This window comes from Streptomyces sp. SN-593, from assembly GCF_016756395.1.
Taxonomy (GTDB): Bacteria; Actinomycetota; Actinomycetes; order Streptomycetales; family Streptomycetaceae; genus Actinacidiphila; species Actinacidiphila reveromycinica.
This window is the reverse complement of record NZ_AP018365.1, coordinates 5,373,154-5,399,584: the sequence shown is the minus strand read 5'-3', so window position 1 is coordinate 5,399,584 and position 26,431 is coordinate 5,373,154. Positions and strand designations below refer to the sequence as shown.

The following is a 26,431-nucleotide window of genomic DNA, read 5'->3' as shown; positions in this document are numbered from 1 at the left end:
GGGGGACGCGGGCGCGCCTCGCCCGAACTCCCGGAACGCGCCGCCCGGGTACGGACCGGCGGAGCGGACCGGCGGGCTCCGTTCGGCGCTTGTGATGGGGATCACGCAGGTGGCAGGCGTGTCGCGGTGGCGGAACGGGAACCGGCGCGCGCGGCCCGGACGTCATCGAGAGCGTGCGGTACGACGGTTTCGTCTTCAGGGTGCGCGCGGCCGGGCTGCTGCTCACCGCCGCCTACCTCGCGTGGGTCGGGTGGCTGCTGCTGCGGCCGCACGACGTGGCGTGGGTGGCCGCCCCCAACCTCCGGCCGCTGGACACGATCCGCGACGACCTGTCGCGGAGTCCGCTGGAGGCCGCCCGGCGGCTCGGTGCCGGGCTGGGGCTGCTGGCGCCGCTCGGATTCCTGCTGCCGATGGCCGGCGGACGGGCGGAGGCGTCGGGCCTCGCGTCCTTCGTCCGCACGGTCTTCGCCGGGCTGATGGTGTCGATGCTGGTCGAGTTCACCCAGACCATGGTGCCCGGGCAGATCTTCGACGTGGACGCCCTGATCCTCAACACGGTGGGCGTCGCCGCCGCCCACCTCCTGGTCGTCCCCGCCGCCCGGCGCCGCCTCCTGCGCGAGGCGCGGCCGGCTCCCCCCGCGGCCCACGAGCCCGTCCCGGCCAGCGTGCCGTGAGACGCGAGGTTCCCCGCACCCGTCGACGGGTGCGGGGAACCTCGCGAGCGACCGCCCGCCGGCGGGTGGTCCCGGGAACCGGCGGACCGGGACGCCCTGTGGGGTCAGGGCGCCCCGACGGGATCAGGCTCCGATGGGGAGACCGCCGAGCAGGCCCGTGGCCGGGCCCAGGGAGTTGCCGGAGACGTGGTTGTCCGAGGGCAGCAGGCTGCTGGCCGCGCCGGTCGGCAGCGCGGACGTCCCGTTGCTGAGCGCGGTCTGCGCGCCGGACACCGTGGAGGTGGCACCGGGCAGCAGGTTGGCGGCCGAGCCGACCGGCGCGAGGGCGTCGCTCGACTGCGCCAGGCCGGCGGCGGAAGCGGTGCCCGCGGCCGCGGCGGTGACGGCCAGGCCGAGGACGGCGGTCGTGAGGGTCTTCTTGGTGAGGGTCTGCATGACCACAGAACGTAGCCACGCGGCAGCACCGGGTGCAACCGGCGTGGCGCGGCCCGGAACCCGCCGCCGGCCGCGCCGCGGCGCGGCCCCGGTCAGCCCCGTTCGCCGGCGGAACCGCTGGCCACGGACGGTACGACGGCACCCGCGGCGAAGAGCCACTCGGCCTTCAGCGCCGCGTAACCGGGCTTGATCACCTCGTTGATCATGGCGAGTCGTTCGTCAAAAGGGATGAACGCGGACTTCATCGCGTTGACGGTGAACCACTGCATGTCGTCGAGCGTGTAGCCGAACGCCTCGACCAGGTGGGCGAACTCCTCGCTCATGCTGGTCCCGGACATCAGCCGGTTGTCGGTGTTGACGGTGACCCGGAAGTGCAGCCGCCGCAGCAGCCCGATCGGGTGCTCCCGGTAGGAGGACGCGGCGCCGGTCTGGAGGTTGGAGGTGGGGCACATCTCCAGCGGCACCCGCTTGTCGCGGACGTAGGAGGCGAGCCGGCCCAGGTGCACGCCGTCGCCGTCGACGGTGATGTCGTCGATGATCCGCACCCCGTGGCCGAGCCGGTCGGCGCCGCACCACTGGAGGGCCTGCCAGATCGACGGCAGGCCGAACGCCTCGCCCGCGTGGATGGTGAAGTGGTTGTTCTCCCGCTTGAGGTAGTCGAACGCGTCGAGGTGCCGGGTGGGCGGGAAGCCCGCCTCGGCGCCCGCGATGTCGAAACCGACGACGCCCAGGTCCCGGTAGCGGTTGGCGAGTTCGGCGATCTCCTGGGAGCGGGCGGCGTGCCGCATCGCGGTGAGCAGGGCGCCGATCCTGATCCGGCCGCCCGCGGCCAGGGCCCGCCGCTCCCCCTCGCGGAAGCCCTCGTTGACCGCCTCGACGACCTCCTCCAGCGAGAGCCCGCCCTCCAGGTGCTGTTCGGGGGCGTAGCGCACCTCCGCGTAGACCACCCCGTCGGCCGCCAGGTCCTCGGCGCACTCGGCGGCGACCCGGACCAGCGCGTCGCGGGTCTGCATCACCGCGCAGGTGTGCGTGAAGGTCTCCAGGTAGCGTTCCAGCGAGCCGGAGTCGGCCGCCTCGCGGAACCACCGGCCGAGCGCGTCCGGGTCCGTCTCGGGCAGCCCTTCGTATCCGGTCTCCCGTGCGATGTCCACGATCGTGCCGGGGCGCAGCCCGCCGTCGAGGTGGTCGTGGAGCAGGACTTTCGGGGCACGGCGGATCTGCTCCCCCGCGGGGAGGTGGGGCGTGACGTTCTCCATTCCCGAACGATAGCCCCTACGCGCGTAGATATCGCGTCCGGGCCCACTATTTTCCGCCTGGCCATCGAACGCACACCCTCCTGTCTGCCATCGTTGCGCCATGGCTTCGCAAGCATTACCGGCGCGTGGCGCGCGACTCGGGCGGCAGGTGGCACCCGGGCTCGCGCCCCGGCAGCGCGGGCAGCACGTCGAGGTGCCGACCGTGCGCGCGGTGGTGCTCGCGCTGCCGGGCGGCAACGCACTGAGCACCCGCCGGCGTTCGCCGATGGCCGCCGCCGCGATCTGGCCGCTGGCCCGGCAACTGGTACGGGCCGGCGCGGCCGACGGGGTGGCGGCGCACGTGGTGCACTACCGCTTCCGCGGCTGGAACGGCGGCCACGCGCACCCCGCGGAGGACGCGGAGTGGGCGGTCGGCGAGGCCGTACGGCGCTACGGCGACGTGCCGGTGTGCCTGCTCGGTGTCGACATGGGCGGGCGGGCGGCGCTGCACGCGGGCGGGCACCCCGCGGTGCGGTCCGTCGTCGCGCTCGCGCCCTGGCTGCCGGAGGGCGACGAGCCGGAGCCGGTGAAGCAGCTCAACGGGCGGCACGTGCTGATCGTGCACGGCACGGACGACACCACCACCGACCCGGAGCTGTCGTACGAGGTGGCCGAGCGGGCGAAGAAGGGCAACCGCGAGGTGTGCCGGTTCGAAGTGCACTCCGACGGGCACGGGTTGCACCAGCACCGGCACGAGGTGTCCGCGCTGGCCGCGGACTTCGTGCTCGGCTCGCTCCTCGACCGGCCCTTCTCCCGGCCGGTCGCCGACGCGCTCGCGGCGCCGCCGCCGCTGGGCCTGCGGATGCCGCTGGCCGCCGGCTTCGGCCGCTCCTTGCGCGACTGAGGCCCCTCCCGCCCTGCCCGACGGGCCCGTCCGGCGGCGGCTTGGAGCCGCCGCCTCGCGGGGGACGTCCGCGGACCCGGGGGCGGCCGGACTCACCGGCTCCCGGCGAGGAGGGCACCTCCGTCCACGGTGAGCACGGTGCCGGTGACGAAGGCGTTCTCCATCAGGTACAGGTGCGCCGCGGCGATCTGCTCCGCCTCGCCGATCGACCGGGTGAGCGTCTGGTCGGCGAGGGCGGAGAACAGCGCAGCGCGCTGCGGCTCCGGGACCGGGTCCCACAGCGGCGTCCGGATCGCCCCGGGCCGGACCGCGTTGACGCGGATCGGGGCCAACTCGACGGCGAGTCCCCGCGCCAGGCCCTCCGTGGCGGACGCCGCGCCGGACGCGAGTGCCGCGCCGGCCACGGGGCGGACGGAGACCGTCCCGGAGGTCAGCGCGATCGACCCGCCCGGCCGTATCCGCGGCGCCGCGTACTTGACCGTGGCGACGGTGCCCCAGAAGCGGACCTCCAGCAACTGCCGGGCCGCCTCCAGCGACAGGTCCGCCAGCGGCTGCGGGCGCACCGCGTCCCCGGCCGTGAACACCACGTGGTCGAGCTCGCCGACACGGGCGAACAGGGCGGCCACGGCCTCCTCGTCGCGGGTGTCGACGACGGCGCCCTCGCAGGCGTCCGGCAGTTCGGCGAGCGCGGCCGCCACCCGCCCCTCGTCGCTCGACGCGATGGTGACCTCCGCCCCGGCCCGCGCCGCGGCCCGCGCCGTGGCCAGCCCCATCCCCGAACTGCCGCCGATGACGACGACGCGCTGCCCCGAAAGTGCCATGGTGACCACTCCTGTGTCTCTCATCCCTCGTCACGAACAGTGACGACTCACTGAGACGTCATCATAGCACCAGTGACGGCCCACTGTGTCGTCACTGGTATGCTGGCGTCCATGCCGCGATGGGACCCGCACGCCGAGGACCGGCTCCGCGAGGCAGCGTTGGCGCTGTTCCTGGAGCACGGGTACGAGAACGTCACCGTCACGCAGATCACCGAGCGGGCCGGGCTGACCCGGCGCTCGTTCTCCCGCTACTTCGCCGACAAGCGGGACGTGCTGTTCGCCGGCTCCGACGAGCTGCCGGACGTCCTCGCGCGGGCTGTCCGGCACGCCGACGGCGCCGCGCCGCCCTTCGAGGCGCTCCTGGCCGGTCTCGTGGACGTCGCCGGGGCGTTCGAGGGGCAGGCCCCGCTCACCGCGCAGCGGCAGGCGGTCGTCGAGGCCAGCCCGGAGCTCCAGGAACGGGGCCGGACGAAGTTCGCCGCCGTGACCGACGCGGTGGCCGACGCGCTGCGGGACCGGGGCGCCCCGGTGTCGGAGGCTGCCCTGCTCGCGCAGGTCGGCGTCGCCGTCTTCCGCACCGCGCTCGACCGCTGGACCGACGATCCGGACGCCGGGGAGCTGTCGGCCCGCGTGCGGGAGACCGCCGCCGAACTCGCCGCCGGCATGGGCGCGGTGGACTTCACCGCCCCACCCAGCCCGTCCCACGCCCCGCCCCGCCCGTGACGGGCACCGCACCGCACCGCCCGTGACGCGTCCGGTCCCGGCGGGGCAGAATCCGGCGCATGCAGACGACGGAGTACATCGACACCCTGCGGCGCGAGGGCGGCCTGCTCGCCGACGCCGCGGAGCGGACCGGTGCGGACGTTCCCGTCCCGACCTGCCCGGGCTGGACGACGGGCGACCTGGTCCGGCACACGGGCACCTTCCACCGCTGGGCGGCGCGCATCGTCGCCGAGGCGCTGCCGGGACCCGTGCCGGAGGACCCGATGCCGCGGGAGCCGACCGGCGCGGAGCTGCTGCCCTGGTTCCGTGAGGGGCACGGCGCCCTGGTGCGGACGCTGCGCGCGGCCGACCCCGGACTGGACTGCTGGGCCTTCCTGCCCGGCGCGCCGTCACCCCTGGCGTTCTGGGCCCGGCGGCAGGCCCACGAGACGGCCGTGCACCGGGTGGACGCCGAGTCGGCGCGCGGCGGCGCCCTCTCCCCGCTGGACGCGGGGTTCGCCGCCGACGGCATCGACGAACTGCTGTCCGGCTTCCACGCCCGCCGGAGCAGCCGGGTACGCACCGGGCGTCCCCGCGTGCTGCGCGTACGCCCGGACGACACGGACGCGGTGTGGACCGTACGGCTCTCCCCCGACGCGCAGCCGCGCGCCGAACGGACCGCGGCGGGCCCGGCCGACTGCGAACTGTCGGGCCCGGCGCGGGACCTCTACCTGCTGCTGTGGAACCGGCTGCCGCTCGACGCGGTCGCCGTCACCGGCGACCGCGACCTCGCGGGGGTGTGGCGCGCGTCCTCGGCGATCACCTGAGGCCGTTCGCCCGGGGCGCGGCCCGCCCGGCGGCTCAGGCGGGGCCGACGCGGTCCAGGACGACCGGGGGCGGGGTGAAGGGGGTGCCGGCGGGGCCGACGGTGAAGGCCCCTTCGAGGGCTTCCAGAGCGCCCTCGAACTTCTCGGGGGTGTCGGTGTGGAGCGTCAGGAGCGGGGCACCCGCCACCACCGTGTCCCCCGGTTTGGCGTGGAGTTCGATGCCGGCGCCCGCCTGGACGGCGTCCTCCTTGCGGGCCCGGCCCGCGCCCAGCCGCCAGGCGGCGACGCCGACGCCGTAGGCGTCGAGCGCGGTGAGCACGCCGGACGCGGGGACGGCCACGACGTGCCGCTCGCGCGCCACGGGGAGTGCCGCGTCGGGGTCGCCGCCCTGCGCGCGGATCATCCGGCGCCACGCGTCCATCGCGGAGCCGTCCGCGAGCGCCTTGGCGGGGTCGGCGTCGGGCAGTCCGGCGGCGTCGAGCATCTCGCGGGCGAGGGCGAGGGTGAGCTCCACGACGTCGGCGGGCCCGCCGCCGGCCAGCACCTCGACGGACTCGCGCACTTCGAGCGCGTTGCCCGCGGTCAGCCCGAGCGGGGTGGACATGTCGGTGAGCAGCGCCACCGTGCGCACCTGGTGGTCGGTGCCGAGCCCGACCATGGTGGCCGCCAGTTCCCGCGCGTCCTGGAGGGTCTTCATGAACGCGCCGGAGCCGACCTTGACGTCGAGCACGAGCGCGCCGGTGCCCTCGGCGATCTTCTTGGACATGATCGAGGAGGCGATCAGCGGGATCGACTCGACGGTCCCGGTCACGTCCCGCAGCGCGTAGAGCTTCTTGTCGGCCGGCGCGAGCCCGTCCCCGGCCGCGCAGACCACCGCGCCGACGTCCGCGAGCACGGCGAGCATCTCGTCGTTGCCGAGCGAGGCGCGCCAGCCCGGGACGGACTCCAGCTTGTCGAGGGTGCCGCCGGTGTGGCCCAGCCCCCGCCCGGACAACTGCGGTACGGCCGCGCCGCACGCGGCGACCAGCGGGGCCAGCGGCAGCGTGATCTTGTCGCCGACCCCGCCGGTGGAGTGCTTGTCGGCGGTGGGCCGGGCCAGCCCGGAGAAGTCCATCCGCTCGCCGGAGGCGATCATCGCGGCGGTCCAGCGGGCGATCTCGGCCCGGTCCATGCCGTTCAGCAGGATCGCCATGGCCAGCGCCGACATCTGCTCGTCGGCGACCTCGCCGCGGGTGTAGGCGTCGATCACCCAGTCGATCTGCCCGTCGTCGAGCCGACCGCGGTCGCGCTTGGTGCGGATGACGGAAATGGCGTCCATGAAACGGGGTGTCCTAGCGGTCGAGGTCTTCGGGCCCGAAGGCGTCGGGCAGCACGTCGCTCATCGGCCGCACCCCGCGCGGGGTGTCGACGAGCAGGTCGGGGCCGCCGTGCTCCCACAGCAGTTGGCGGCAGCGCCCGCACGGCATCAACGGGTCGCCGCGCAGGTCGGAGCAGGAGAAGGCGACCAGGCGGCCCCCACCGGAGGCGTGCAGCGCCGAGACGAGCCCGCACTCGGCGCACAGCGCGACACCGTAGGCGGCGTTCTCCACGTTGCAGCCGACCACGGTGCGCCCGTCGTCGGTGAGCGCGGCCGCGCCGACCGGGAAGCCGGAGTAGGGCGCGTAGGCCCGCTCCATGGCCTCCCGGGCGGCGCCGCGCAGCGCCTTCCAGTCCACGTCGGGCCCGGGCGCGGCCACCGGGGCCGGACCGGGCCCCGGCAGCGGCCCCGCGCCGCCGGACCCGCGACCGCCCGCGCCCCCGGTGTCGTCCGTCATCCGCTCTGCCCCTTCCGGTACGGGAGGCCGTCCGCCTTCGGCATCCGCAGCCGTTGCGCGGACAGGCCCATGACCAGCAGCGTCACGACGTACGGCGTGCCCTCCACGATCTCGTCGGGCACCGAGTCGGTCAGCATGTACCAGACTGCCAGCAGCACCGCGAAGCCCAGCGCCACGACCGCGGCGATCCGCGCCCCGCGGTAGAACTTCCACACCGCCATGGCCAGCAGCAGCACCGCGATGAGCAGCAGCAGCGCGTGCACGGACGGGCCGCCGTTGCGCAGTTGGAGGCTGTCGGCGTAGCCGAAGAGCCCGGCGCCCATGGCCAGGCCGCCCGGCCGCCAGTTGCCGAAGATCATCGCGGCCAGGCCGATGTAGCCGCGGCCGCCGGTCTGGCCCTCCAGGTAGAAGTGGGTGCTGATGGCGAGGAAGACCCCGCCGAGTCCGGCGAGCGCGCCGGAGATGATCACCGCGGCGTACTTGTACGTGTAGACGTTGACGCCCAGCGACTCGGCCGCCACCGGGTTCTCGCCGCAGGAGCGCAGCCGCAGCCCGAACGGCGTGCGCCACAGGATGAAGAACGTGGCCACGAACAGCACGATGGCCAGCAGCGTGATCGCCGAGATGTTGGTGACCAGGCCGCCGACGATCCCGGCCAGGTCGGAGACGAGGAACCAGTGGTGCTTCTCCACGGTGTCCAGCCAGTGCGACAGGCCGGGCACGGTGAACTGCTTGGCGTTGTCCAGTTGGGGCGACTGCTTGGGCGTACCGCCCTTGCGCGCGGCCTCGCCGACGTTGAACCAGCGCTTGGCGAGGTAGGAGGTGACGCCCGCGGCGAGGATGTTCATCGCGACACCGGCGACGATGTGGTCGACGCCGAAGGTGACGGTGACGATCGCGTGCACCAGCCCGCCCAGCGCGCCGCCGAGGACGCCGGCCAGCACCGCGACCCACGCGTTGGTCTGCCAGCCCGCCCACGCGCCGAAGAACGTGCCGAGGATCATCATGCCCTCAAGGCCGATGTTGACCACGCCGGCCCGCTCCGACCACAGGCCGGCCAGACCGGCCAGGCCGATCGGCACCGCGCTGGCCAGCGCGCCCGCGACCTGCCCGGAGGAGGTGACGTCCTCCGCGCCGGTGATCGCGCGGACCGCGGAGACCGCGATCAGCGCGCCCGCGATGAGCAGCAGGATCACCGGCAGGGTGAGCTTGACCCGCCCGCCGGCCCTGGCCCCGGGCCTGACGCGCGGCGCTGCGGGCGGCGGCGTCCGAGTCGTGGTGGCACTCATGCCGCGACCTCCTGCTTGTCGTCCGTGCCCGCGCCGGCCGCGGCGAGTTCCGCGCCGACCTGGCGTTGCTGCCGGGTGAGGCCGTAACGGCGCACCAGTTCGTAGGCGATGACCACGGCGAGCACGATCACGCCCTGGATGACGCCGACGATCTCCTTGTCGTAGCCCTGGAACTCCAGGCCGGCCGAGGAGCGTTCGAGGAACGCCCACAGCAGCGCGCCGACCCCGATGCCGACCGGGTTGTTCCGGCCGAGCAGGGCGACCGCGATCCCGGTGAAGCCGATGCCGGTCGGGAAGTCGGTGCCGTAGTCGTAGGACTGGTTGAGCAGGGTCGGCATGCCGACCAGGCCGGCCATGGCGCCGGAGATCAGCATGCTGGTGATGACCATCCGCTTGACGCTGACGCCGCTCGCCTCGGCCGCGGACTCCGAGCGGCCGACGGCGCGCAGGTCGAAGCCGAAGCGGGTGCGGGAGAGCAGGAACCAGTAGACGACGCCGGCCAGCACCGCGAAGACGATGAAGCCGAAGACCGGGTCGGTGGCGGTCTTGAAGCTGAACAGGTGGCTGGAGGTCGGGATCGGCTTGGTGGACACCATGTTGGCGTCCTTGTCGAGCACGCCGAGCCGGCCGCCCTGGAGGAAGTAGCCGATCACGATGCCCGCGATCGAGTTCAGCATGATCGTGGAGATGACCTCGCTGACCCCGCGGGTCACCTTCAGCACGCCGGCGATCGCCGCCCAGGCCGCGCCGACCGCCATCGCGGTCAGGATGATGACCGGCACCTCGACGACGCCGGGGATGGACAGCGCGCCGCCGACCACGGCGGCGAAGAACGCCGCCAGCCGGTACTGCCCGTCGACACCGATGTTGAACAGGTTCATCCGGAAGCCGACGGCGACGGCCAGGCCCGCCAGGTAGTACGTGGTGGCCTTGTTGAGGATGTAGACCTGGCTGTTGGACTTGCCGCCGTAGGTCAGCATCACGTTGAACGCGTGGAACGGCTCCTTGCCGGTGGCCAGCAGCACCAGCGCGGTCACCACCAGCGCGCTGACGACCGCCAGCACCGGTGCGGCGACCCCCAGCAGGGCGCGGTCCTTGTCGAACTTCCTCATCGGTCCTCTCCCCCGGCCTGCTCGCCGATCTGCCGTTCGAGGTGCCCGGACGCGGCGCCGGTCATCGCCGAGCCCAGTTGCTCCGGGGTGATGGTCGACGGGTCGGCGTCCGCGACCAGCCGGCCGCGGTACATCACGCGCAGCGTGTCGGACAGGCCGATCAGCTCGTCGAGGTCCGCGGAGATCAGCAGCACCGCCAGGCCCTCGCGGCGGGCGGCGCGTATCTGGTCCCAGATCTGCGCCTGCGCGCCGACGTCCACGCCCCGGGTCGGGTGCGCGGCGATCAGCAGCTTCGGCAGGTGGCTCATCTCGCGGCCGACGATCAGCTTCTGCTGGTTGCCGCCGGACAGCGAGGCCGCGGTGACCTCGATGCCGGGGGTGCGCACGTCGTATTCGCGGACGATCCGCTCGGTGTCGCGGCGGGCGGCGGCCGGGTCGATGAGGAAGCCGCGGCTGTTGGGCTGCTCGGTGACGTGGCCGAGGATGCGGTTCTCCCACAGCGGGGCTTCCAGCAGCAGGCCGTGCCGGTGCCGGTCCTCGGGGATGTAGCCGATGCCGTCCTCGCGGCGGCGCCGGGTCGGGTCGGCGGTGACGTCCCGGCCGTCCAGCACCAGCGAGCCGGTGTCCGGCGGGCGGGTGCCCATGATCGCCTCGACCAGTTCGGCCTGGCCGTTGCCCTCCACGCCCGCGATGCCGAGCACTTCGCCCTTGTGGATGGTGAAGCCGACGTCGTCGAGCACGATCCGCTCGACGCCCTCCGGGTCGACCGCGGCCAGCCGCAGGCCGGCCACGGTGAGCATCGGCTCGTCGGTGACGGTGGACTCGCGGGTCTCGGGCGAGGGCAGTTCGCTGCCGACCATCAACTCGGCGAGCTGCTTGGCGGTGGTGTGCGCGGGGTCGGCGCTGCCCACGGTGGTGCCGCGCCGGATGACGGTGATCTCGTCGGCGACCGAGAGCACCTCGCCGAGCTTGTGCGAGATGAAGATGACCGTCAGGCCCTGCGACTTCAGCCCGCGCAGGTTCTCGAAGAGCGCGTCGACCTCCTGCGGCACCAGGACCGCGGTGGGCTCGTCGAGGATGAGGATGCGGGCGCCGCGGTAGAGGACCTTGAGGATCTCCACCCGCTGGCGGTCGGCCACGCCCAGGTCCTCGACGAGGACGTCCGGGCGCACCCCGAGGCCGTACGCGTCGGATATCTCGGTGATCCTCGCCCGGGCCCGGCCGCCGATGCCGTGCAGCTTCTCGCTGCCCAGCACGATGTTCTCCAGCACGGTCAGGTTGTCGGCGAGCATGAAGTGCTGGTGCACCATGCCGATGCCGCGGGCGATCGCGGCGCCCGGGTCGCCGAAGGAGACCTGCTCGCCGTTGATCGCGATGGTGCCCTCGTCCGGCTTCTGCATGCCGTAGAGGATCTTCATCAACGTGGACTTGCCGGCGCCGTTCTCGCCCACGAGGGCGTGCACGGTGCCGCCGCGCACGGTGATGTCGATGTCGTGGTTGGCGACGACCCCGGGGAAGCGCTTGGTGATACCGCGCAGTTCGACCGCGGCCGCGCCGCCGGGTTGCGGCGGTTGCGGCGGGGTCGGCGCGGGTGGACTCGTGGACGCGTTGATGGCGCACTCCCCTCGGGGAAAGGCTCGGGCGGGCGGAACGTGGGGGTGAAGGTATCGCGCGAAGGTGAATCTACGCGCGTCGCGGCGGAGATCCACAGCACGGAACTCCCGTCCGGGACTCCGCGACGGGGACCCGCCGCACGGATCCACCGCAGGCAGGCTGCCACGGCACGGGGAAGGCCCGGCCAGGGGGGTGCCGGAACAACCCCCCTGCCGAGCCTCCGCGCTGCGGTCCCGCCGTGGACGACCGGTTCACCCGGATCGGGTCACGGAGTGGACTTGACCTTGATCGCCCCCGACACGATCTTCTGCTTGGCCGCGTCGAGCTGCGACTGGATGTCGCCGATGAAGCCGCCCGACGTCGCCAGCGAGACACCGCCGTTGGCCAGGTTGTACGTGTTGGTGCCGGTCTTCGGCGTGCCGTCGTGCACCGACTTGATGAGGTCGTACACCGCCACGTCGACGTTCTTCACGGCCGAGGTGAGGATCTGCTTGTTGTACTTCGTCAGCGCCGGGTCCTGGTACTGGTCGGAGTCGACGCCTATCGCCCAGGTGCCGGGCTTGCCGGCGATCGTCTGGATCGAGCCGTCGCCGGACAGGCCGGCCGCGGTGTAGATGACGTCGATGCCCTTGTCGAGCATGCCCTTGGCCTTGCCGGAGGCGGCGGCCGGGTCGGCGAAACCCTTGGAGTCGGTCTCGTACAGGTACTGGTCGGTGACCTGGACCGAGGGCTTGGTGGCCTTGACGCCCTGGTCGAAGCCGGCCTGGAAGGTGCCGATCAGGGTGTTGTGCACGCCGCCGATGAAGCCGACCTTGCCGGTCTTGGTCTTCAACGCGGCCGCGACGCCCGCCAGGTACGAGCTCTGCTCGGTGGAGAAGGTCATGCTGTCCACGTTCTTCGCGTCCACGACGGAGTCGACGATCGCGAAGGTGGTCTTGGGGTACTTCTTGGCTATCGCGGTCACCGCGTCGCCGTACGTGTAGCCCACCGCGATCACCGGGTTGTAGCCTGCTCCGGCAAGCTGGTCCAGCCGCTCCTCGCGGTCGGACTCGGTCTCGTCCTGGCTGGCGGTCTGCTCCTTCTCGCCGAGCTTGAACTCCTTCGTGGCCTTGTCCATGCCCCGGGCCGCGGAGTCGTTGAAGGAGTGGTCGCCACGACCGCCGACGTCGTACGCCATGCCGACGCCCTTGTCCTTGCCACCGCTGTCGGTGGAACTGCTTCCGCACGCGGTCGCGGTCAGCGCGAGGGCCGCGGACACGACACCCGCGGCAGCGATCTTGGATACCCGGCGCAAGAGGGTCCCCTTCAGTTCGGAAGCGCCCGATCCGGCGCTGGCTAAGCCGGAGCTTAACGCGCGTAGATCCCAGGTAAAGACCGCATGAAGACCCGTTATCGGATCGACGCATTTCGACCAGGTGAAGCCCCGGTAGCCGGGGCCTCACGTCCCGTCAGGACAGCAGGGCAGCGGCGGTGAAAAGCTCCACGCCCACCGCGATGGCGCCCTCGTCGATGTCGAAGTCGCCCTGGTGCAGGTCGCGCGCCGTGTGGTCGCCGACCGCCCGCACGCCCAACCGGGCCAGCGCGCCGGGCACCTGCTCCAGGTACCAGGAGAAGTCCTCGCCGCCGAGGCTCTGCTCGGTGTCCTCCACGCTGTGGGCGCCGAACCGGCGCGCCATCGCGTCGCGCAGCAGTTCCACCGACGTCGCCTCGTTGACCACCGGCGGCACCCCGCGCTGGTAGGCGATCTCGCACTTGGCCCGGTACATCGCGGCGATCTGGTCGACCACCTCGTGCACCAGGTCGGGGGCGTCGTGCCAGGCGCCCAGCTCCAGGCAGCGGACGGTGCCCTCGAGTTCGGCGTGCTGCGGGATGACGTTCGCCGCGTGCCCGGCCTCGATCCGGCCCCACACGATGCTCAGGCCCGAGCGCGGGTCGACCCGGCGGGAGAGCACCGCGGGCAGCTCGGTGGCGAGCTTCGCCGCGGCCATCACCAGGTCGGTGGTCAGGTGCGGCCGGGCGCTGTGGCCGCCGGGGCCGTCCAGCACCAGCTTCAGCTTGTCCGCGGCGGAGGTGATCGGACCGACCCGCAGCCCGATCCGGCCGACCTCGACCTTCGGGTCGCAGTGCACCGCGAGGATGCGCTCGACGCCGTCCAGCACGCCCGCCTTGATCGCGTCGAGCGCGCCGCCGGGCATGACCTCCTCGGCCGGCTGGAAGACCAGCCGGACCGGGCGCGGCAGCCGCCCGAGCCGGTCCAGCTCGGCGAGCACCAGCCCGGTGCCGAGCACCACGGTGGTGTGCGCGTCGTGGCCGCAGGCGTGCGCCCGGCCTTCGACGGTGGAGCGGTACGCGACCTGCTTGGTGTCGGGCACCGGGAGCGCGTCGAGGTCGGCGCGCAGCGCGAGCCGCCCCCGGCCGTCGGCCGCGGAGCCGATGTCGCAGACCAGGCCGGTGCCGGCCGGCAGCACGCGCGGGGAGAGCCCGGCCTGCGCCAGGCGGGCCCTGACCTGCTCGGTGGTGCGGAACTCCTGCCGGCCGAGCTCGGGGTGGCGGTGCAGGTCGCGGCGGAAAGCGATCAGTTCGGCGCGCAGCGCTTCGGTCAGTACGGCCTCTGCTGGCGCGCCGGACGGCGCTGCGGGTGAGTCATTCACCCAAGTCACGGTATGCCCCACGACCTGCTCCTCATCGGGTGATCGGGAAAAACGATGTTCTTCTGTGCTGACGGGAGGAGCAAAGAAACGGCCGATCGGCGCATACCTGGTCATCCTCAGGGGTATGCCCTCCCTTTTGGGGTTCAGGCATGAACACATCCATAGTCGCTCAACGAACGAGCGGACGCGAGGCAACGCGCGCCCCGCGGCGCCTCACGCGTGCGGCCCCTTCAGGGCCCCCTTCACCTTACGGCGCCGGTGTTACGGCCCTGTGGCCCGACAGCGCGCGGCCGCGGAGGCGTCAGGGCAGGGCGACCCGGGGGGAGCGCTCGCGGAACCCCCACGCGATCGCCCCCACCGCCGCCACGCACAGGAGGCCGCCGCTGACCAGCGCGGCCGTGCCCGACCAGGCGCTCGCGACCAGGCCGCCGCGCATGTTGCCCAGGTCCGGGCCGGCCTGGCCGACGATCTGCTCGGCCGCGCCCACCCGTCCGAGCAGCGCGTCCGGGGTGTGCAGCCGCACGATGGTGCCGCGCGAGACCACCGCGACGGTGTCGGCGGCGCCGGCCACCACCAGGCAGCCCAGCGCCGCCCACGGGCGCGTCGACAGGCCGAAGCACGCCAGCGCGACGCCCCACAGCGCGGACCCGGCGAGCATGACCGTGCCGGGGCGCGCCAGCCGCGTGAAGGACCCGGACAGCACCGAGGCGGCGATCCCGCCGACCGCGATCGCGCTGAGGAACAGGCCGAGGGTGCGCGGATCGCCGCCGAACCGCTCGGTGTCGACCAGCGGGAAGAGGCTGATCGGCATGGACAGCACGGTGGCCGCCAGGTCGGTGAGCAGGGCGCCGCGGACCGCGGGGGTGCGGGCGAGGAAGGCCAGGCCGTCGGCGACACCGCGCAGCCCGGGCCGGGCCGGCCCGTCGACGGCCGGGGCCTCCTCGGCGGCCGGGTCCGCCACGGCCGTCGGGCTGGCCGCGGGTGTCGGGACGGCGAGGGGTGTCGGGACGGCCGCGGATGTCGGGACGGCCGTGGCGGACCCGGCGGTCGTCACCGCGGTGGCCGCCTCCTCCGCGGGCGCGGCGGCAACCGGCTTCGCCGGGAGGCCGAACAGTCCGTAGAGCCCGGCGCCGAAGGAGACCGCGTCGAGCAGGTAGCAGCCGCCGACGCCCCACACGCCGATGACGATCCCACCGAGTGCGGGCCCCAGCAGCATCTGGGCCTGGAACGCGATCCGGTTGAGGGCGAGCCCGGCCGCGAGCGACTCCCTGGGCAGCAGTTGCGGCAGGAACGCGCCGGACGCCGGACCGGAGAAGGCGCCGAACGACGACTGCACCGCGAGCAGGCCGAGCACGGCGGCCACCGGGAAGCCGGTGCCGAGTACCTGTACGGCGAGCAGCGCCGAGCACGCCGCCTGGCCGAAGGCCGACCCCAGGCACAGCCGGCGCCGGTCCACCCGGTCCGCCACCGCGCCGGCCGGCAGCCCGAGCGCCACCACCGGCAGGGCCTGGGCCAGGCCGACCGCGCCGCTCCACACGGTGCTGCCGGTCGCCTGCCACACCTGGTACATGACGGCGACGAGCGTCATCTGCGCGCCGAACCCCGACACGGCCCGCCCGGTCCACAGCCGTCGGAACGCCGGGGAGACGCGCAGCGGCGCGGTGTCGACGAGCAGGCGCCTCAGGGCCCGTCCGGCGGATCCCGCCGGGCTCGCGGCGTCCGGCGCGATCCGCCGCACGGGCCTCAGCCCCACTCGGGGTCCTCCGCGAGCAGCGCGGCGATCCGGTCGTGGAAGCCGCGCCGGGCGAGGGCGGCGCGCATGTCCTCGACGACCCGGCTGAGCGGGTAGGGCAGTTCGGCCTCCAGCTCGGCGCTGGCCCGCTCGGTGGCCCGCCACTCCGCGGCGAGCCGGCCCGCCATCCGGCGCGCCTTCGCGGTGAGGACCACCTGCCGGGTCCGCGCGTCCGACCCCGGCACGGTCCGCACCAGCCCGGCGGACCGCATCGCCGCGACCTTCTGGCTGACCGCGGAGTGGGTGCGGTGCACGGACGCGGCGAGCTCGGTGATCGTCATCGGGCCGCGCGCGTGCAGCCGCAGGAGTTCCATCACGTACGCGGGCCTGATGCCGTCGAGCGCCGCCTCGGCGTAGATCCGCCCGATGTCGTCGTCCATCTCGGCGAGCAGCAGCCGCAGCGGCCGCCACAGCCCCTCCTCGGTGGGGTCGCTCCCCGCGGCGCCCCCGGGCGCCTGCTCCGTGCCGTCCATTCCGCCGATGCAACAGCACTTATACAAACACTGTCAAAACATTTTCGGCGCGCCTGTCAGGAGTCGGGGCGGTGCGCACGGGCGCGACGGCCGCCCGCGCCTCGTCGGCCGGCGGGCCGCGGACGCCGACCTCCGACCGGCGGGCCGCGGGCTGCGGGCTGCGGGCTGCGGGCTGCGGGCTGCGGACGCTGACCTCCGACCGGCGACCGGCGACCGGCGACCGGCGGGCCGCGGGCCGCGGGCCGCGGGCCGCGGGCCGCGGGCCGCGGGCCGCTAGGTCACACCTCCGGAGGCGGCGGAGGGGGACGCGGTGGGGCGGGGGCAGGACGGGGAGGTGCGGGTGAGGTGCCAGCCGGGGGCGGTCACGTCGATCCGGACCGGCTGCCGGCCGGGTCCGGGGGATGCCGCGCCCGGGAAGGGGGACACGGCGGCGGGGACTGCCGCGGGCCACGCCTCCGAGGCGGTACAGGCCAGTTGCTCCATCGCGAGCGCGTCGAGCCGCGGCACCGGGGCGGGCAGCGCCACGGTGACCGTACGGCCCCGCACGCCCACCGCGGGGGCCACCGGGGACCGGGGCAGGTGCGTGGTGAGGTCGGGGCGCCCGGCGGCCGCGGGCCCGGCCAGCAGCAGGTCCACCGCCGCGGCCTCCGGCTCCGACCCGTCCGGCACCGTGTGCTCGGCCGCCTGGAGCCGGCCGTCGGCGTCGAGGAAGTAGACCGGCACGACGCGGAGCGCGGCCGGCCCGCTGGGCAGCCCGTCCACGGGCACCCCCACGTCGATGACGCCGGTGGTGGGCACCCCGCAGCCGGCGAGCAGCACCAGCGCGGCGGCGCCCGCGGCACCGGCCGCGCCGGCGTGCCACGCCCTCGCGCCCCCTCCGCCGCGCCGCGCCCTCACGCCCCCTCCCCCGCGCCGCGCCCTCACGTGTCCTCCCCCGACCGCGCGCCCGCGGGCCGCTCCGGCAGCTCCACCGTGAAGACGGCGCCGCCCCCCGCCGCGTTCCGCGCCCGGACGGTGCCCCCGTGCAGCCGCACGTTCTCCGCGGTGATCGCCAGCCCGAGCCCGCTGCTCTCGCTCCGGGTGCGCGCCGAACTCGCCTTGTAGAACCGCTCGAAGACCTGCGACAGCGCCTCCGGAGCGATCCCGGGCCCGTGGTCGGCCACCACCAGCCGCGCCCCCGGCGGCTCCGCCGCCCGCTCCAGCGTCACCGTGACCGGCGGCGCGCCGTGCCGCAGCGCGTTGCCGACGAGGTTCGCCACCACCACGTCGAACCGCCGCGGATCCACCGCCGCCCGCAGGTCCCCGGGCCCGGGCAGCCGCAGCTCCACCCCCTCCCCCCAGCCGCGCGCAGCCAGCGTGCGCCGCACCGACTCGGCCAGGTCGATCTCGTCGAGGTGGAGTTCGGCCGCGCCCGCGTCGAACCGGGAGATCTCCATCAGGTCGTTCACCAACCGCACCAGCCGCTCGGTCTCCTCGCTGATCAGCCGCACCGCCTCGGCGGTGCCCTGCTCCAGGCCCGCCGCCTCCTCGTCCAGCACGTCGGTGACCGCCGACATCGCGGCGAGCGGCGTGCGCAGCTCGTGCGAGACGTCCGCGGCGAACCGCCGGGCCTGGGCCTCCATCCGGCGCAGCTCGGACACCGACCGCTCCAGCGCCACCGCCGTCTCGTTGAACGCCGCCGACAGGTCCGCGAGTTCGTCCGACCCGTTGACGTTGAGCCGGGTGTCGAGGTGGCCCGCGGCCATCCTGCGGGTGGCCTGGCGCAGCGCCCGCACCGGGCGCAGCACGCCGCGGGAGACGAACAGCGCCAGCAGCACCGCCAGGCACAGCGCGGGCAGCGCCGCCCGCTCGACCGCTCCGACCAGCGCGGTGACGTAGCGCTGCTCGGTGGTCTGCGGCACCACGAGGTAGAAGGCGAGCCCGGACCCGACCCGCTCGTCGTCCCCGGTGCCGTGGACGACGGGCAGGCCGACCACGAGCGAGGAGGCGCCGCCGATGTGCACGCGCTGGAAGACCGCCACCTTGCGGGTGCGCACCGACCGGCGCAGTTCCGCGCTCAGCTCGGGGAAGCGGTCGCCGGGCTGCGAGCCGGCTCGCAGGGAGCCGTAGGTGGCCAGCACCCGCCAGTGCTGGGAGCGGTGGGTGGTGGCGAGGTCGTCCACCAGGGAGGACAGTTCGGCCTGCCCGGGCTGGGGCGGGATGCCGGGGGTCAGCGCGTCGACGCTGTCCCGGAACTGGTTGACGACGGTGTCCTGGCTCTGCTGGAGCACCCCGGTGCGTGCCTCGCGGAAGGTCAGGGCGCCGGTGCCGAGGGCGCTCACCGCCGCGATCAGGCCGAAGCCGGCGACGAGGCGGAATCGCAGACTGCGTACGGCTCCGGGCATCCTGACCATCGCGTCCGGCCGCCCTCACACCGCGCGGAAGCGGTAGCCGAAGCCGCGCACCGTCTCGATGCAGCCGGAACTCCCGCCGTGGGCGGTGGAGTTGCCGGAACGGCCGGAAGCACCCGCGCCGGAGCCGGACGCCGAACTCGGACCCGGGCCCGAACCGGACGCGGAACCCTGGCGCGCCACCGGACCGGAGCCCGAGCCCGACACCTGGCCGGGACCTGGCGCCGGACCGCCGCCGCTCCCGCCGAGCTTGCCCCGCAGCCGCTTCACGCACGCGTCCACCAGCCGCACGTCGCCGTGGTAGCTGTGCTCCCAGACCTGCTCCAGCAACTGCTGGCGGCTGAGCACCCGCCCGGGCGAGGCCGACAGCGCCAGCAGCAGGCGCAGTTCGGAGGGGGCGAGCGGCACCGGCTCGCCGCGGTAGGTGACCACCATGGCCGCGCGGTCGACCACGAGGTCGCCGTAGGTGCTCGGCACCGGCCGCGCCCGGCCGGCCGCGCCGGGGTCGGTACGGCGCAGCACCGCGCGTATCCGCGCCTCCAGCACGCCGGCCCGCACCGGCTTGACCACGTAGTCGTCCGCGCCCGCCTCCAGGCCGACCACCACGTCCACGTCGTCGCCGCGGGCGGTCACGATGATGATCGGGACCTGGTCGCGGTCGCGTATCCGCCGGCAGACGTCGAGTCCGCGCATGCCGGGCAGCATCAGGTCGAGCACCACGACGTCCGGCCGCCGCGTGCGCAGGAGGGCGAGCCCCTCCTCGCCGGTGGGCGCGGACGTGACGGTGTGCCCGCGGTGCCGCAGCGCCACTTCCATGCCCCGCCGCACGGCGGGGTCGTCTTCGATCAGCAGGACCCGGGACACGCGCATCAGTATGGGCACGCCGTCCGGCCGGCGGGCGGGCCGGACGCCCGTCGGAGGGCGACTGTTGCAGAACGGTCACACGGGCCGGCTCCGCGCCGACGGCCCCAGCAGGCACGTCCGGCCGGCCGTTGCACCTTCGTGACCTCACGGGCCAAGAGCCATCATGTGCCGGCGTGAGCCTGGGGCCAGCACGCACCGTACGCGGTCGCCCGGTCCCCCTCCCCCGCCGCCGTCGTACCGGTGCGCCGTCATGCCGTCGACCGGAGAGGACGTGGAATGGGCAGCAGGGCACGCAGGCGGAGGGCGGCCCCCCGCACGGGTCACGGGCGGGCGTCCCGGCGGGCGCCCGGGCACCGAGGCCCCTACCTGGTCCTCGGGTTGGCCTTCCTGGCACTGCTGGGGGTGACGCTCTTCGCGGTGCGCTCCGGCAGCCGGGCGCACGCCGACACGGCGCCGGCGCGTGCCGCCGGCGGCCACGCGACGCCCGCGACGCCCGCGACGCCCGCGAGCCCGACCACGGGCACCGCGCCGCCTCCGGCGACCGGCTCGCCGCGGCCGTCGGTCACCCCGACCGTCCCGACGCACGGCTCGGGCACCTTCACCACCGCCGACGCGTCCGGGGAGGCGGTCGGGCACGGCGACATACGCCGCTACGAGGTGGAGGTCGAGGGCGGCACCGGCGTGGCGGCCCAGGCCGCGGCGAAGGAGATCCAGGGCATCCTCGCCGACCCGCGCGGCTGGACCGACGACGGCCGCGACGGCTTCCAGCTCGTCTCCTCCGGCCCCGCCGACTTCGTCGTCAAGATCGCCACCCCGGACACGGTGGACGCCATCTGCGGCGCCGCCGGGCTGCACACCCACGGCGAGGTCAACTGCGACGTCGGCGCGACCGTCGTGGTCAACCTCAAGCGCTGGCTGCTCGGTTCGCCGCAGTTCCCCGGACCGATCGACGACTACCGGGCGCTGATCATCAACCACGAGGTGGGCCACCGCATCGGCCACGGCCACGAGGGCTGCCCCGGCGCCGGCAGGCTCGCACCGGTGATGATGCAGCAGATCGACGGGTTGCACGGCTGCAAGGCGAACGCCTGGCCGTACGACGCCGACGGCCGTTACATCCAGGGTCCGCCGGTCGCCTGACCACCCGGCCGGACCCGCGCGGGCGGAAGGTCAGCGCAGCGGGCCGAGCAGCCGGGCGTACAGGTCGAGCAGCGGCGCGGACTCGGTCTGCCAGGACCACTGCCGCAGCAGTTCCACCCGGTCGTACGCCTTGCGGTAGCGGCGCGGGTTGGTGAGCACCGCGCCGACCGCCCGCACGAAGTCGGCGGTGTCGCGGGCCCGGAACACCTCGCCGTTGCCGGCCTCCAGGGTGGCCGCGGCCATCGCCCGCACGTCCGAGACCACGACCGGCAGCCGGGCGTGGGCGTATTCGTAGTAGCGGGTGGCCAGGACGGTCTGGTGGTGCGGGAGCTGGTGCACCGGCAGCACGCCGATGTCGGCCGAGGACAGGAACGCCGGGATCTCGGGCACCGGCACGTACCGCACCACGTGCAGCCGGGCGTGCACGCCGATCCGGGAGGCGCGGTCGCGCAGCTCCGCCAGGTACGGGTCGTCCGGGTCGGGCACCACGAACGCGGCGTGCAGGTCGTAGAGCTTCGGCAGCGCCTCCACGACGGTGGACGCGCCGCGGTCGGGGGTGACCGGGCCGGTGTGCACCAGCAGCGGGACGTCCGGGCCGAGCCGGCAGCGGGCGCGTACCCCGGCGTCGCGGCGGCCGGTCACCCGGGTCGCCGGCGGGGTGTTGCGGGCCACCGTGGGGAGCGTGGACAGGCCGTGCCGGACCAGCAGTTCGCCGGCGAGGCGGTCGCCGACGGTGACCACCCCGTCGGCCTCCCGGGCGTAGGAGCGCAGCAGCGCGTCGTCCACGACGGCGGCCCGCCGGGTGGCGGCGGGGACGTGCGGCGGCGCGTCCCACACCACCTCGATCCGGTGCCCGGCGCCCTCCGCGCGCAGCGCGGCCCGGATCGCCAGGGCCAGCGCGCGGTGGCCGAGCGCGTGGATCAGGTGCGGGCGGACCGCGTCGAGCACCGGTCCGTAGGCGACCTCCTGGTCCAGCAGGGCCGGGTCCAGCCGCCGCCACGCCCGGCGGCCGAACGCCAGGCGGGCGAGTTCCGCGGCGAGGTCGTCGAGCCGCGTGTCCGGGGTGCGCCGGCGCTCCACCGCGGCGCGGTGCTGGGCGGCGCGCAGCCCGGTCCAGCCGGCCCGCACCGCCAGCCCGGCCAACGTCAGGCCGTGGCCGGCGCGGGCGAACGCCTGGAGCGGCAACGGGCGGTGCATCACGTCGAGTTCGGCGGCGCGGGTGGCCAGCAGCGAGCGGTACGCGGCCAGGAGCGCGGTGCGGCGCTCGTACGCCTCCGCGCCGCGGTAGGCGAGCGGCCAGCGCAGGCCGGGGCGGGGGCGGCGCTCGCGGTGGCCGCCGAGCGCGGTCTCCACGGTGACGTCCCGCACGGTGACGGAGGGCGGGGCCGATCTCGCCGGCCCCGTTCCGACCAGCGTCACCGCGTACCCCGCGGTGTCCGCGGCCGAGGCCACGCGCACGGCCCGGGAGTCGCCGTCCAGTGCGCCGTCCGTCACGATCACGACGCGCAGCGCCGGCCGGGGTGAGGGCTCCGCCATTCCCGCATCCGATCCCACGGAGGTGAACGTGCGTGACCCCCCGGGTGGCCCGCAGTTGTCGGTTCCGGGACCACCTCCCGGTGGACGGTCCCCTCCGGGCATCCCCGTCCCGCGGGTTCCGGACCACCTCCCGGTGGACGGTTCTCTCCAGAGTTCCCCGTCCCGCGGGTTCCGGAGCCTTGCGGTCCCCTGCGGCCGGCCGCGCAGTTCCCCGCCCCCCTGCGGGGCGCACCCGTCGTCCGCGGAAGGACCCGCACCTGCCCGGGGGCGCGGGGAACGGCGCGGCCAGCCCCCGCCGGCGGGTGGTCCCGGGACGGACGGGACGGGGCACCCCGGGGGGACGGGGGCGCCCTGCTACGTGAGGTTGTGGAGGGTGCGCGCCTTGTCGGTGATGTCGGTGAGGAACGTGTGCGCCCGCGGGGACGCCGCGTTGGTGAGCCACTCCTCGTCGATGTCGCAGACGGTGATCGCCACCCCGGTCCCGGCCAGCGCCAGCGGCAACGTGTGGACGACCGTCGAGGGGAAGGACAGCACGGCCCGCCCGATCGGCCCGCGCCGGGCCACCAGTTCCAGCGGCAGGTCCGGCCGCACGATCTCCAGCCCGGTCTCCGCGGCGAGCCGGTGCAGCTTCGCCGGCGCCTCCCGGCGGTGCGCGAAGTACCGCCGGGCGCCGTGGCGTTCGGCGAGCCCGCGGACCACCGCGAGGTACCGCTCGGGATCGACGACCCCCGTCTCGACCAGCGAGGTGCCGATCAGGTCGGTACCGGCCAGCGTCCGCGGCGGCCCGAACCGCCCCCGGGTCCAGGCGAACCGGTTGGCCCGCAGCGCCATCCCGGGCGGCGGTGTGGCCGGCATCGCGCTGAACAGCTCGATCCGGCAGCGCCGGCCGGGGGTCAGCCGCCGGCGCGCACCGCGGGCGAAGGCGCCGAAGGCCACGTCGGCCGGGGAGCGGCGCTTCCCGCTGCGGTGCCAGCGCACCAGCTTCCCGCGCCGCGCGAGGATCTCGGTGAACTCCATGGTCGCGGTGCCGTCGTCGACCACCGTGATGTCCCTCGCCCGGCACAGCGGCAGCAGCACCTGCACCAGCCGCGAGAACGGGTCGCCGATCACCAGCCGGCGCACCCGTATCAGCGTCGGCGCCAGGGCGAACGCGGTCCGCAGCAGCCCGCCGCGACCGCCGCGCGCCTCGTACCAGCGCACCAGCGCACCCTCGTCGCGGGCGAGTTCGGCCATCCGCCGCAGTTGGCCGCGGCTGGTCGGGTCCGCGGGCGAGAGCACCACGACGGTGAGGGGTTCCGCCCGCTCACCGGGGGCGGCGGGCGGCCGGACGTGGGCCCACTCCAGCACGTTGAGCAGCTGCACGGGCGACTCGACGAGCGCGACGGCACCCGGTGGGGCGGGCCGGTCGGCCATGGGGGTTCCTTTCGGTGGGCGGCCGTACGCGTCCGCCCTCGACTCCGACCCGCGCCCCGCGTGCCGTCCCTCCGCGGAAGGAGCCGCACGCCGGGCGCGGGCGCTGGGGGACTCCCCCCGGTCTCGCCGAGGGGAGCGCTGCCCGGGCGGCGAGGCGCGGGCAGGCGGGAACGGGCGTCCGCCGGGCCCGGCGAACCGACCGGACCGGTCCGCCCGGAAGAACGGACGGACGGACGGTTCAGACGGTCGCCTCGGCCGGCTGCTCGGCCTCGGACTCGGCCACCACGCCGGGCACCCGGCGCAGCTTCTTCATCGGGCCCAGCTCGCCCTCGTAGACCTTCTTCACGCCGTCGCCCAGCGAGGTCTCGATGATGCGGATGTCGCGGACCAGCCGCTCCAGGCCCTGGGTCTCGACGGACGCGGCCTGGTCCGAGCCCCACATGGCGCGGTCGAGGGTGATGTGCCGTTCGACGAAGACCGCGCCGAGGGCGACCGCGGCGAGCGTGGTCTGCAGGCCGACCTCGTGGCCGGAGTAGCCGACCGGGACGTTCGGGAACTCGGCCTGGAGGGTGTTGATCATGCGCAGGTTCAGCTCCTCGTGCTTCGCCGGGTAGGTCGACGTGGCGTGGCAGAGCACGATGTTGTCGCTGCCCAGCACCTCGACCGCGTGCCGGATCTGCTTCGGCGTCGACATGCCGGTGGACAGCACCACGGTGCGGCCGGTGCCGCGCAGCGCGCGCAGCAGCTCGTCGTCGGTGAGGCAGGCCGAGGCGACCTTGTGCACCGGCACGTCGAACTTCTCCAGGAACTCCACCGAGGGCACGTCCCACGGGGAGGCGAACCAGTCGATGCCCCGCTTGCGGCAGTACTCGTCGATGGCGCGGTAGCCGTCCTCGTCGAACTCGACGCGGTGCCGGTAGTCGATGTAGGTCATCCGGCCCCAGGGGGTGTCGCGCTCGATCTCCCACTGGTCGCGCGGGGTGCAGATCTCCGGGGTGCGCTTCTGGAACTTGACCGCGTCGCAGCCGGCGGCCACGGCCGCGTCGACGAGGGCGAACGCGTTCTCCAGGTCGCCGTTGTGGTTGATGCCGATCTCGCCGGTGATGTACACGGGCTGGCCGTTGCCGATGTGGCGGGAGCCGACGGCGCGGAGGTTGGCGGGGAGGGTCGTGGTCACGGCGTGTGTTCCTTCACTACGGGGGTTGGGACAGGGGGTTGGCGCGGGCCGCGGGGCCCTGGGGAGGCGAGGACCGGGATGGCTGGGAAGGGGCCGGGCCGGGGACCGGCGGGCGGGCTCGGCGGTGGACTCGGCGGTGGGCTCAGCGGGCGAGCGAGGGGCCGAGCAGCCAGGCGGCGATCTCGCGGATCGCGCCGTCCCCGCCCTCCCGGGTGGTCACCGCGCGCGCCGCGGCGCGCACCACGTCGTGGGCGCCGGCCACGGCGACCGGCCAGCCGACGAGGCCGAAGCACGGCAGGTCGTTGACGTCGTTGCCCGCGTACAGCACCCGCTCGGGCGCGATGCCCTGCTCCTCGCACCACTGCTTGAGCGCGAGGTCCTTGCGGTCGATGCCGTGCAGCACCGGCACCTTGAGCTTGCGGGCGCGGGCGGCCACGACCGGGTTGGTCTCGGTGGACAGGATCAGCACGGGCACGCCCGCGCGGCGCAGCGCCGCGATGCCGAGGCCGTCGCCCCGGTGCACCGCGACCGTCTCGTGGCCGTCGGAGTCGATCAGCACCCGGTCGTCGGTCTGGGTGCCGTCGAAGTCGAGGACGACCGCGTCCACGTCGTCGCGGCGCGGGGTGCCGGCGCCGGCGTCCAGCAGCGGGGCGAGCGCGCGGGCCCGTTCCAGGTCGGCCGGCTCGTCGATCTCCAGCACCCGGGCCGGGTCGGTCCACACCAGGCTGGTACGGCCGAAGAAGCGGTGCCGGGCGGCGCGGAAGCCGTCGGCGCGGAACCCGTAGGCGGCACCGGTCTCCAGCAGGTCCTGCGGACGGTCCTGGCGGCGCGGGCGGGTGGACTTGTCATGGTTGACGCCCACGCCGCTGCCGCGGAAGTCCGCGCCCGCGCCGTGCGCGCCGCCCGCACCCTGCGTGCCGCCCGCACCGGCCTCGCCCCGCGCACCGGCCTCCTCGTCCGCGCCGTGCGGGCCGCCGGCCCGCCAGACGAAGCCGTGGAAGGGCGCCACCGTGTGCGCGGTGTCCGCCCCGCCCACGGTGATCGCCTCGACCACGCCGTCGAGTTCCCCGCCGGTGACGAACGGGCTGGTGCACTGGACGAGCAGCACCACGTCGGCGGCGGCGCCGCTCATCGCCTCGTACGCGTCCATGGCGTGCAGCACCGCGGCCTCGCTGGTCGCGGTGTCGCCGGCGATCGCCGCCGGCCGCAGCACCACCTCGGCACCGGCCGACCGCGCCACCTCGGCGATCGCCGGGTCGTCGGTGGACACCACCGTCACGCCGATCCGGCGGGCGGCGGCGCAGGCGCGGACCGCGCGGGCCACCAGCGGCACCCCGCCGACCGTCGCGACGTTCTTGCCCGGCACGCCCTTGGAGCCGCCGCGGGCCGGGATGACGGCGAGGACCCGGGCCTCGCCGGCCGGGGCGCGGGACGGCTCCCCCGCGGGCGTGATCGTCTGGGTCATCGTGCGGCTCCTGTCGTGGGGGCGGTACGGGCCGCGGGCGCGGCAGGGTGCGCCGCTCGGGCGCGGCGGGGGCACGTGGCCGTGTGCGGGGTCCGGGGCGGCG

General features: G+C 74.8%; 23 protein-coding genes and 1 pseudogene. 5 read left to right on the top strand and 19 right to left on the bottom strand.

Going from position 1 to position 26,431, the window contains the following annotated elements; translation table 11 throughout:
• Window positions 1-173 precede the first annotated feature (173 nt).
• A complete protein-coding gene (locus tag RVR_RS22975) occupies window positions 174-674 on the top strand; it encodes a VanZ family protein (protein ID WP_237404903.1) in 501 nt (166 codons plus the stop codon).
• A gap of 123 nt (window positions 675-797) precedes the next feature.
• Here RVR_RS22975 and RVR_RS22970 read toward each other — a convergent pair whose 3' ends face one another.
• Complete coding sequence (locus RVR_RS22970) at window positions 798-1,109, bottom strand: hypothetical protein (RefSeq protein ID WP_202235686.1); 312 nt, start codon at window positions 1,107-1,109, stop codon at window positions 798-800.
• Window positions 1,110-1,201: 92 nt separating this feature from the next.
• The gene (locus RVR_RS22965; protein ID WP_202235685.1) at window positions 1,202-2,365 is read right to left on the bottom strand and encodes an adenosine deaminase; all 1,164 of its coding nucleotides are present in this window, start codon (window positions 2,363-2,365) and stop codon (window positions 1,202-1,204) included.
• A 100-nt stretch (window positions 2,366-2,465) separates the two neighbouring features.
• On the opposite strand from RVR_RS22965, the gene RVR_RS22960 reads away from it, so the two are divergent.
• Window positions 2,466-3,248, top strand: a complete 783-nt coding sequence (locus RVR_RS22960) for a dienelactone hydrolase family protein (RefSeq protein WP_202235684.1) — start codon at window positions 2,466-2,468, stop codon at window positions 3,246-3,248.
• Between the two features lie 92 nt (window positions 3,249-3,340).
• Here the strand turns inward: RVR_RS22960 and RVR_RS22955 are convergent, their stop codons facing one another.
• Window positions 3,341-4,069, bottom strand: a complete 729-nt coding sequence (locus tag RVR_RS22955) for an SDR family oxidoreductase (RefSeq protein ID WP_202235683.1) — start codon at window positions 4,067-4,069, stop codon at window positions 3,341-3,343.
• A gap of 111 nt (window positions 4,070-4,180) precedes the next feature.
• Here RVR_RS22955 and RVR_RS22950 point away from each other — a divergent pair, with 111 nt between their 5' ends.
• Window positions 4,181-4,792, top strand: a complete 612-nt coding sequence (locus tag RVR_RS22950) for a TetR/AcrR family transcriptional regulator (RefSeq protein ID WP_202235682.1) — start codon at window positions 4,181-4,183, stop codon at window positions 4,790-4,792.
• Window positions 4,793-4,851: 59 nt separating this feature from the next.
• On the top strand, window positions 4,852-5,598 hold the full coding sequence (locus RVR_RS22945; protein WP_202235681.1) for a maleylpyruvate isomerase family mycothiol-dependent enzyme: 747 nt from the start codon (window positions 4,852-4,854) through the stop codon (window positions 5,596-5,598).
• 34 nt (window positions 5,599-5,632) lie between these two features.
• On the opposite strand, the gene RVR_RS22940 is transcribed toward RVR_RS22945, so the two are convergent.
• The 12 genes and pseudogenes from RVR_RS22940 to RVR_RS22885 all read right to left on the bottom strand — a co-directional run.
• Complete coding sequence (locus tag RVR_RS22940; RefSeq protein WP_202235680.1) at window positions 5,633-6,916, bottom strand: thymidine phosphorylase; 1,284 nt, start codon at window positions 6,914-6,916, stop codon at window positions 5,633-5,635.
• A gap of 13 nt (window positions 6,917-6,929) precedes the next feature.
• Complete coding sequence (locus RVR_RS22935) at window positions 6,930-7,412, bottom strand: cytidine deaminase (RefSeq protein ID WP_202235679.1); 483 nt, start codon at window positions 7,410-7,412, stop codon at window positions 6,930-6,932.
• Entirely contained in the window at window positions 7,409-8,701 is a 1,293-nt protein-coding gene (locus RVR_RS22930) for an ABC transporter permease (protein WP_202235678.1), read from the bottom strand. Before RVR_RS22930 ends, RVR_RS22935 begins: the two co-directional genes overlap by 4 nt.
• Complete coding sequence (locus RVR_RS22925) at window positions 8,698-9,813, bottom strand: ABC transporter permease (RefSeq protein ID WP_202235677.1); 1,116 nt, start codon at window positions 9,811-9,813, stop codon at window positions 8,698-8,700. Before RVR_RS22925 ends, RVR_RS22930 begins: the two co-directional genes overlap by 4 nt.
• Complete coding sequence (locus RVR_RS22920) at window positions 9,810-11,426, bottom strand: ABC transporter ATP-binding protein (RefSeq protein WP_202238955.1); 1,617 nt, start codon at window positions 11,424-11,426, stop codon at window positions 9,810-9,812. The genes RVR_RS22925 and RVR_RS22920 overlap by 4 nt, the downstream gene beginning before the upstream one ends.
• Before the next feature lie 266 nt (window positions 11,427-11,692).
• A complete protein-coding gene (locus RVR_RS22915) occupies window positions 11,693-12,721 on the bottom strand; it encodes a BMP family lipoprotein (protein ID WP_202235675.1) in 1,029 nt (342 codons plus the stop codon).
• A gap of 154 nt (window positions 12,722-12,875) precedes the next feature.
• Window positions 12,876-14,078, bottom strand: a complete 1,203-nt coding sequence (locus RVR_RS22910; protein ID WP_237404902.1) for a M20 family metallopeptidase — start codon at window positions 14,076-14,078, stop codon at window positions 12,876-12,878.
• Between the two features lie 301 nt (window positions 14,079-14,379).
• Window positions 14,380-15,762: an MFS transporter gene (locus tag RVR_RS22905; RefSeq protein WP_202238953.1), complete on the bottom strand. Its 1,383-nt coding sequence runs from the start codon at window positions 15,760-15,762 to the stop codon at window positions 14,380-14,382.
• Between the two features lie 59 nt (window positions 15,763-15,821).
• Window positions 15,822-16,343 (bottom strand): MarR family winged helix-turn-helix transcriptional regulator, encoded by a 522-nt coding sequence (locus RVR_RS22900; protein ID WP_346731470.1) that lies wholly within the window; start codon window positions 16,341-16,343, stop codon window positions 15,822-15,824.
• Between the two features lie 273 nt (window positions 16,344-16,616).
• Window positions 16,617-17,240, bottom strand: a complete 624-nt coding sequence (locus tag RVR_RS22895; protein WP_202235671.1) for a GerMN domain-containing protein — start codon at window positions 17,238-17,240, stop codon at window positions 16,617-16,619.
• A gap of 23 nt (window positions 17,241-17,263) precedes the next feature.
• Window positions 17,264-18,727: a sensor histidine kinase gene (locus RVR_RS22890; protein WP_202235669.1), complete on the bottom strand. Its 1,464-nt coding sequence runs from the start codon at window positions 18,725-18,727 to the stop codon at window positions 17,264-17,266.
• Window positions 18,728-18,958: 231 nt separating this feature from the next.
• A pseudogene (locus RVR_RS22885) lies at window positions 18,959-19,597 on the bottom strand (response regulator transcription factor); the annotation flags it as partial.
• 276 nt (window positions 19,598-19,873) lie between these two features.
• Between RVR_RS22885 and RVR_RS22880 the strand changes: the two are divergent.
• Window positions 19,874-20,737 carry a DUF3152 domain-containing protein gene (locus RVR_RS22880; protein ID WP_202235667.1) on the top strand — a complete coding sequence of 288 codons (864 nt, stop codon included), beginning with the start codon at window positions 19,874-19,876 and terminating at the stop codon, window positions 20,735-20,737.
• Window positions 20,738-20,767: 30 nt separating this feature from the next.
• Here RVR_RS22880 and RVR_RS22875 read toward each other — a convergent pair whose 3' ends face one another.
• From RVR_RS22875 to RVR_RS22860, 4 genes are all read right to left on the bottom strand, one after another.
• Window positions 20,768-22,273: a glycosyltransferase gene (locus RVR_RS22875; protein ID WP_202235665.1), complete on the bottom strand. Its 1,506-nt coding sequence runs from the start codon at window positions 22,271-22,273 to the stop codon at window positions 20,768-20,770.
• A 354-nt stretch (window positions 22,274-22,627) separates the two neighbouring features.
• On the bottom strand, window positions 22,628-23,686 hold the full coding sequence (locus tag RVR_RS22870) for a hypothetical protein (RefSeq protein WP_202235664.1): 1,059 nt from the start codon (window positions 23,684-23,686) through the stop codon (window positions 22,628-22,630).
• A 238-nt stretch (window positions 23,687-23,924) separates the two neighbouring features.
• Window positions 23,925-24,863: an N-acetylneuraminate synthase family protein gene (locus tag RVR_RS22865; RefSeq protein WP_202235663.1), complete on the bottom strand. Its 939-nt coding sequence runs from the start codon at window positions 24,861-24,863 to the stop codon at window positions 23,925-23,927.
• Between the two features lie 142 nt (window positions 24,864-25,005).
• Window positions 25,006-26,328, bottom strand: coding sequence for an acylneuraminate cytidylyltransferase (locus RVR_RS22860; protein WP_202235662.1), 1,323 nt, complete (start codon window positions 26,326-26,328; stop codon window positions 25,006-25,008).
• Window positions 26,329-26,431 lie beyond the last annotated feature (103 nt).

Excerpts from the sequence above, each read along its gene's own strand:
- RVR_RS22970 (WP_202235686.1), bottom strand. The coding sequence starts at position 1,109 with ATGCAGACCCTCACCAAGAAGACCCTCACGACCGCCGTCCTCGGCCTG.
- RVR_RS22940 (WP_202235680.1), bottom strand. The coding sequence starts at position 6,916 with ATGGACGCCATTTCCGTCATCCGCACCAAGCGCGACCGCGGTCGGCTC.
- RVR_RS22960 (WP_202235684.1), top strand. The coding sequence starts at position 2,466 with ATGGCTTCGCAAGCATTACCGGCGCGTGGCGCGCGACTCGGGCGGCAG.
- RVR_RS22925 (WP_202235677.1), bottom strand. The coding sequence starts at position 9,813 with ATGAGGAAGTTCGACAAGGACCGCGCCCTGCTGGGGGTCGCCGCACCG.
- RVR_RS22900 (WP_346731470.1), bottom strand. The coding sequence starts at position 16,343 with ATGGACGGCACGGAGCAGGCGCCCGGGGGCGCCGCGGGGAGCGACCCC.
- RVR_RS22955 (WP_202235683.1), bottom strand. The coding sequence starts at position 4,069 with ATGGCACTTTCGGGGCAGCGCGTCGTCGTCATCGGCGGCAGTTCGGGG.
- RVR_RS22880 (WP_202235667.1), top strand. The coding sequence starts at position 19,874 with ATGGGCAGCAGGGCACGCAGGCGGAGGGCGGCCCCCCGCACGGGTCAC.
- RVR_RS22930 (WP_202235678.1), bottom strand. The coding sequence starts at position 8,701 with ATGAGTGCCACCACGACTCGGACGCCGCCGCCCGCAGCGCCGCGCGTC.
- RVR_RS22965 (WP_202235685.1), bottom strand. The coding sequence starts at position 2,365 with ATGGAGAACGTCACGCCCCACCTCCCCGCGGGGGAGCAGATCCGCCGT.
- RVR_RS22875 (WP_202235665.1), bottom strand. The coding sequence starts at position 22,273 with ATGGCGGAGCCCTCACCCCGGCCGGCGCTGCGCGTCGTGATCGTGACG.
- RVR_RS22860 (WP_202235662.1), bottom strand. The coding sequence starts at position 26,328 with ATGACCCAGACGATCACGCCCGCGGGGGAGCCGTCCCGCGCCCCGGCC.
- RVR_RS22935 (WP_202235679.1), bottom strand. The coding sequence starts at position 7,412 with ATGACGGACGACACCGGGGGCGCGGGCGGTCGCGGGTCCGGCGGCGCG.
- RVR_RS22890 (WP_202235669.1), bottom strand. The coding sequence starts at position 18,727 with ATGCCCGGAGCCGTACGCAGTCTGCGATTCCGCCTCGTCGCCGGCTTC.
- RVR_RS22870 (WP_202235664.1), bottom strand. The coding sequence starts at position 23,686 with ATGGCCGACCGGCCCGCCCCACCGGGTGCCGTCGCGCTCGTCGAGTCG.
- RVR_RS22950 (WP_202235682.1), top strand. The coding sequence starts at position 4,181 with ATGCCGCGATGGGACCCGCACGCCGAGGACCGGCTCCGCGAGGCAGCG.
- RVR_RS22945 (WP_202235681.1), top strand. The coding sequence starts at position 4,852 with ATGCAGACGACGGAGTACATCGACACCCTGCGGCGCGAGGGCGGCCTG.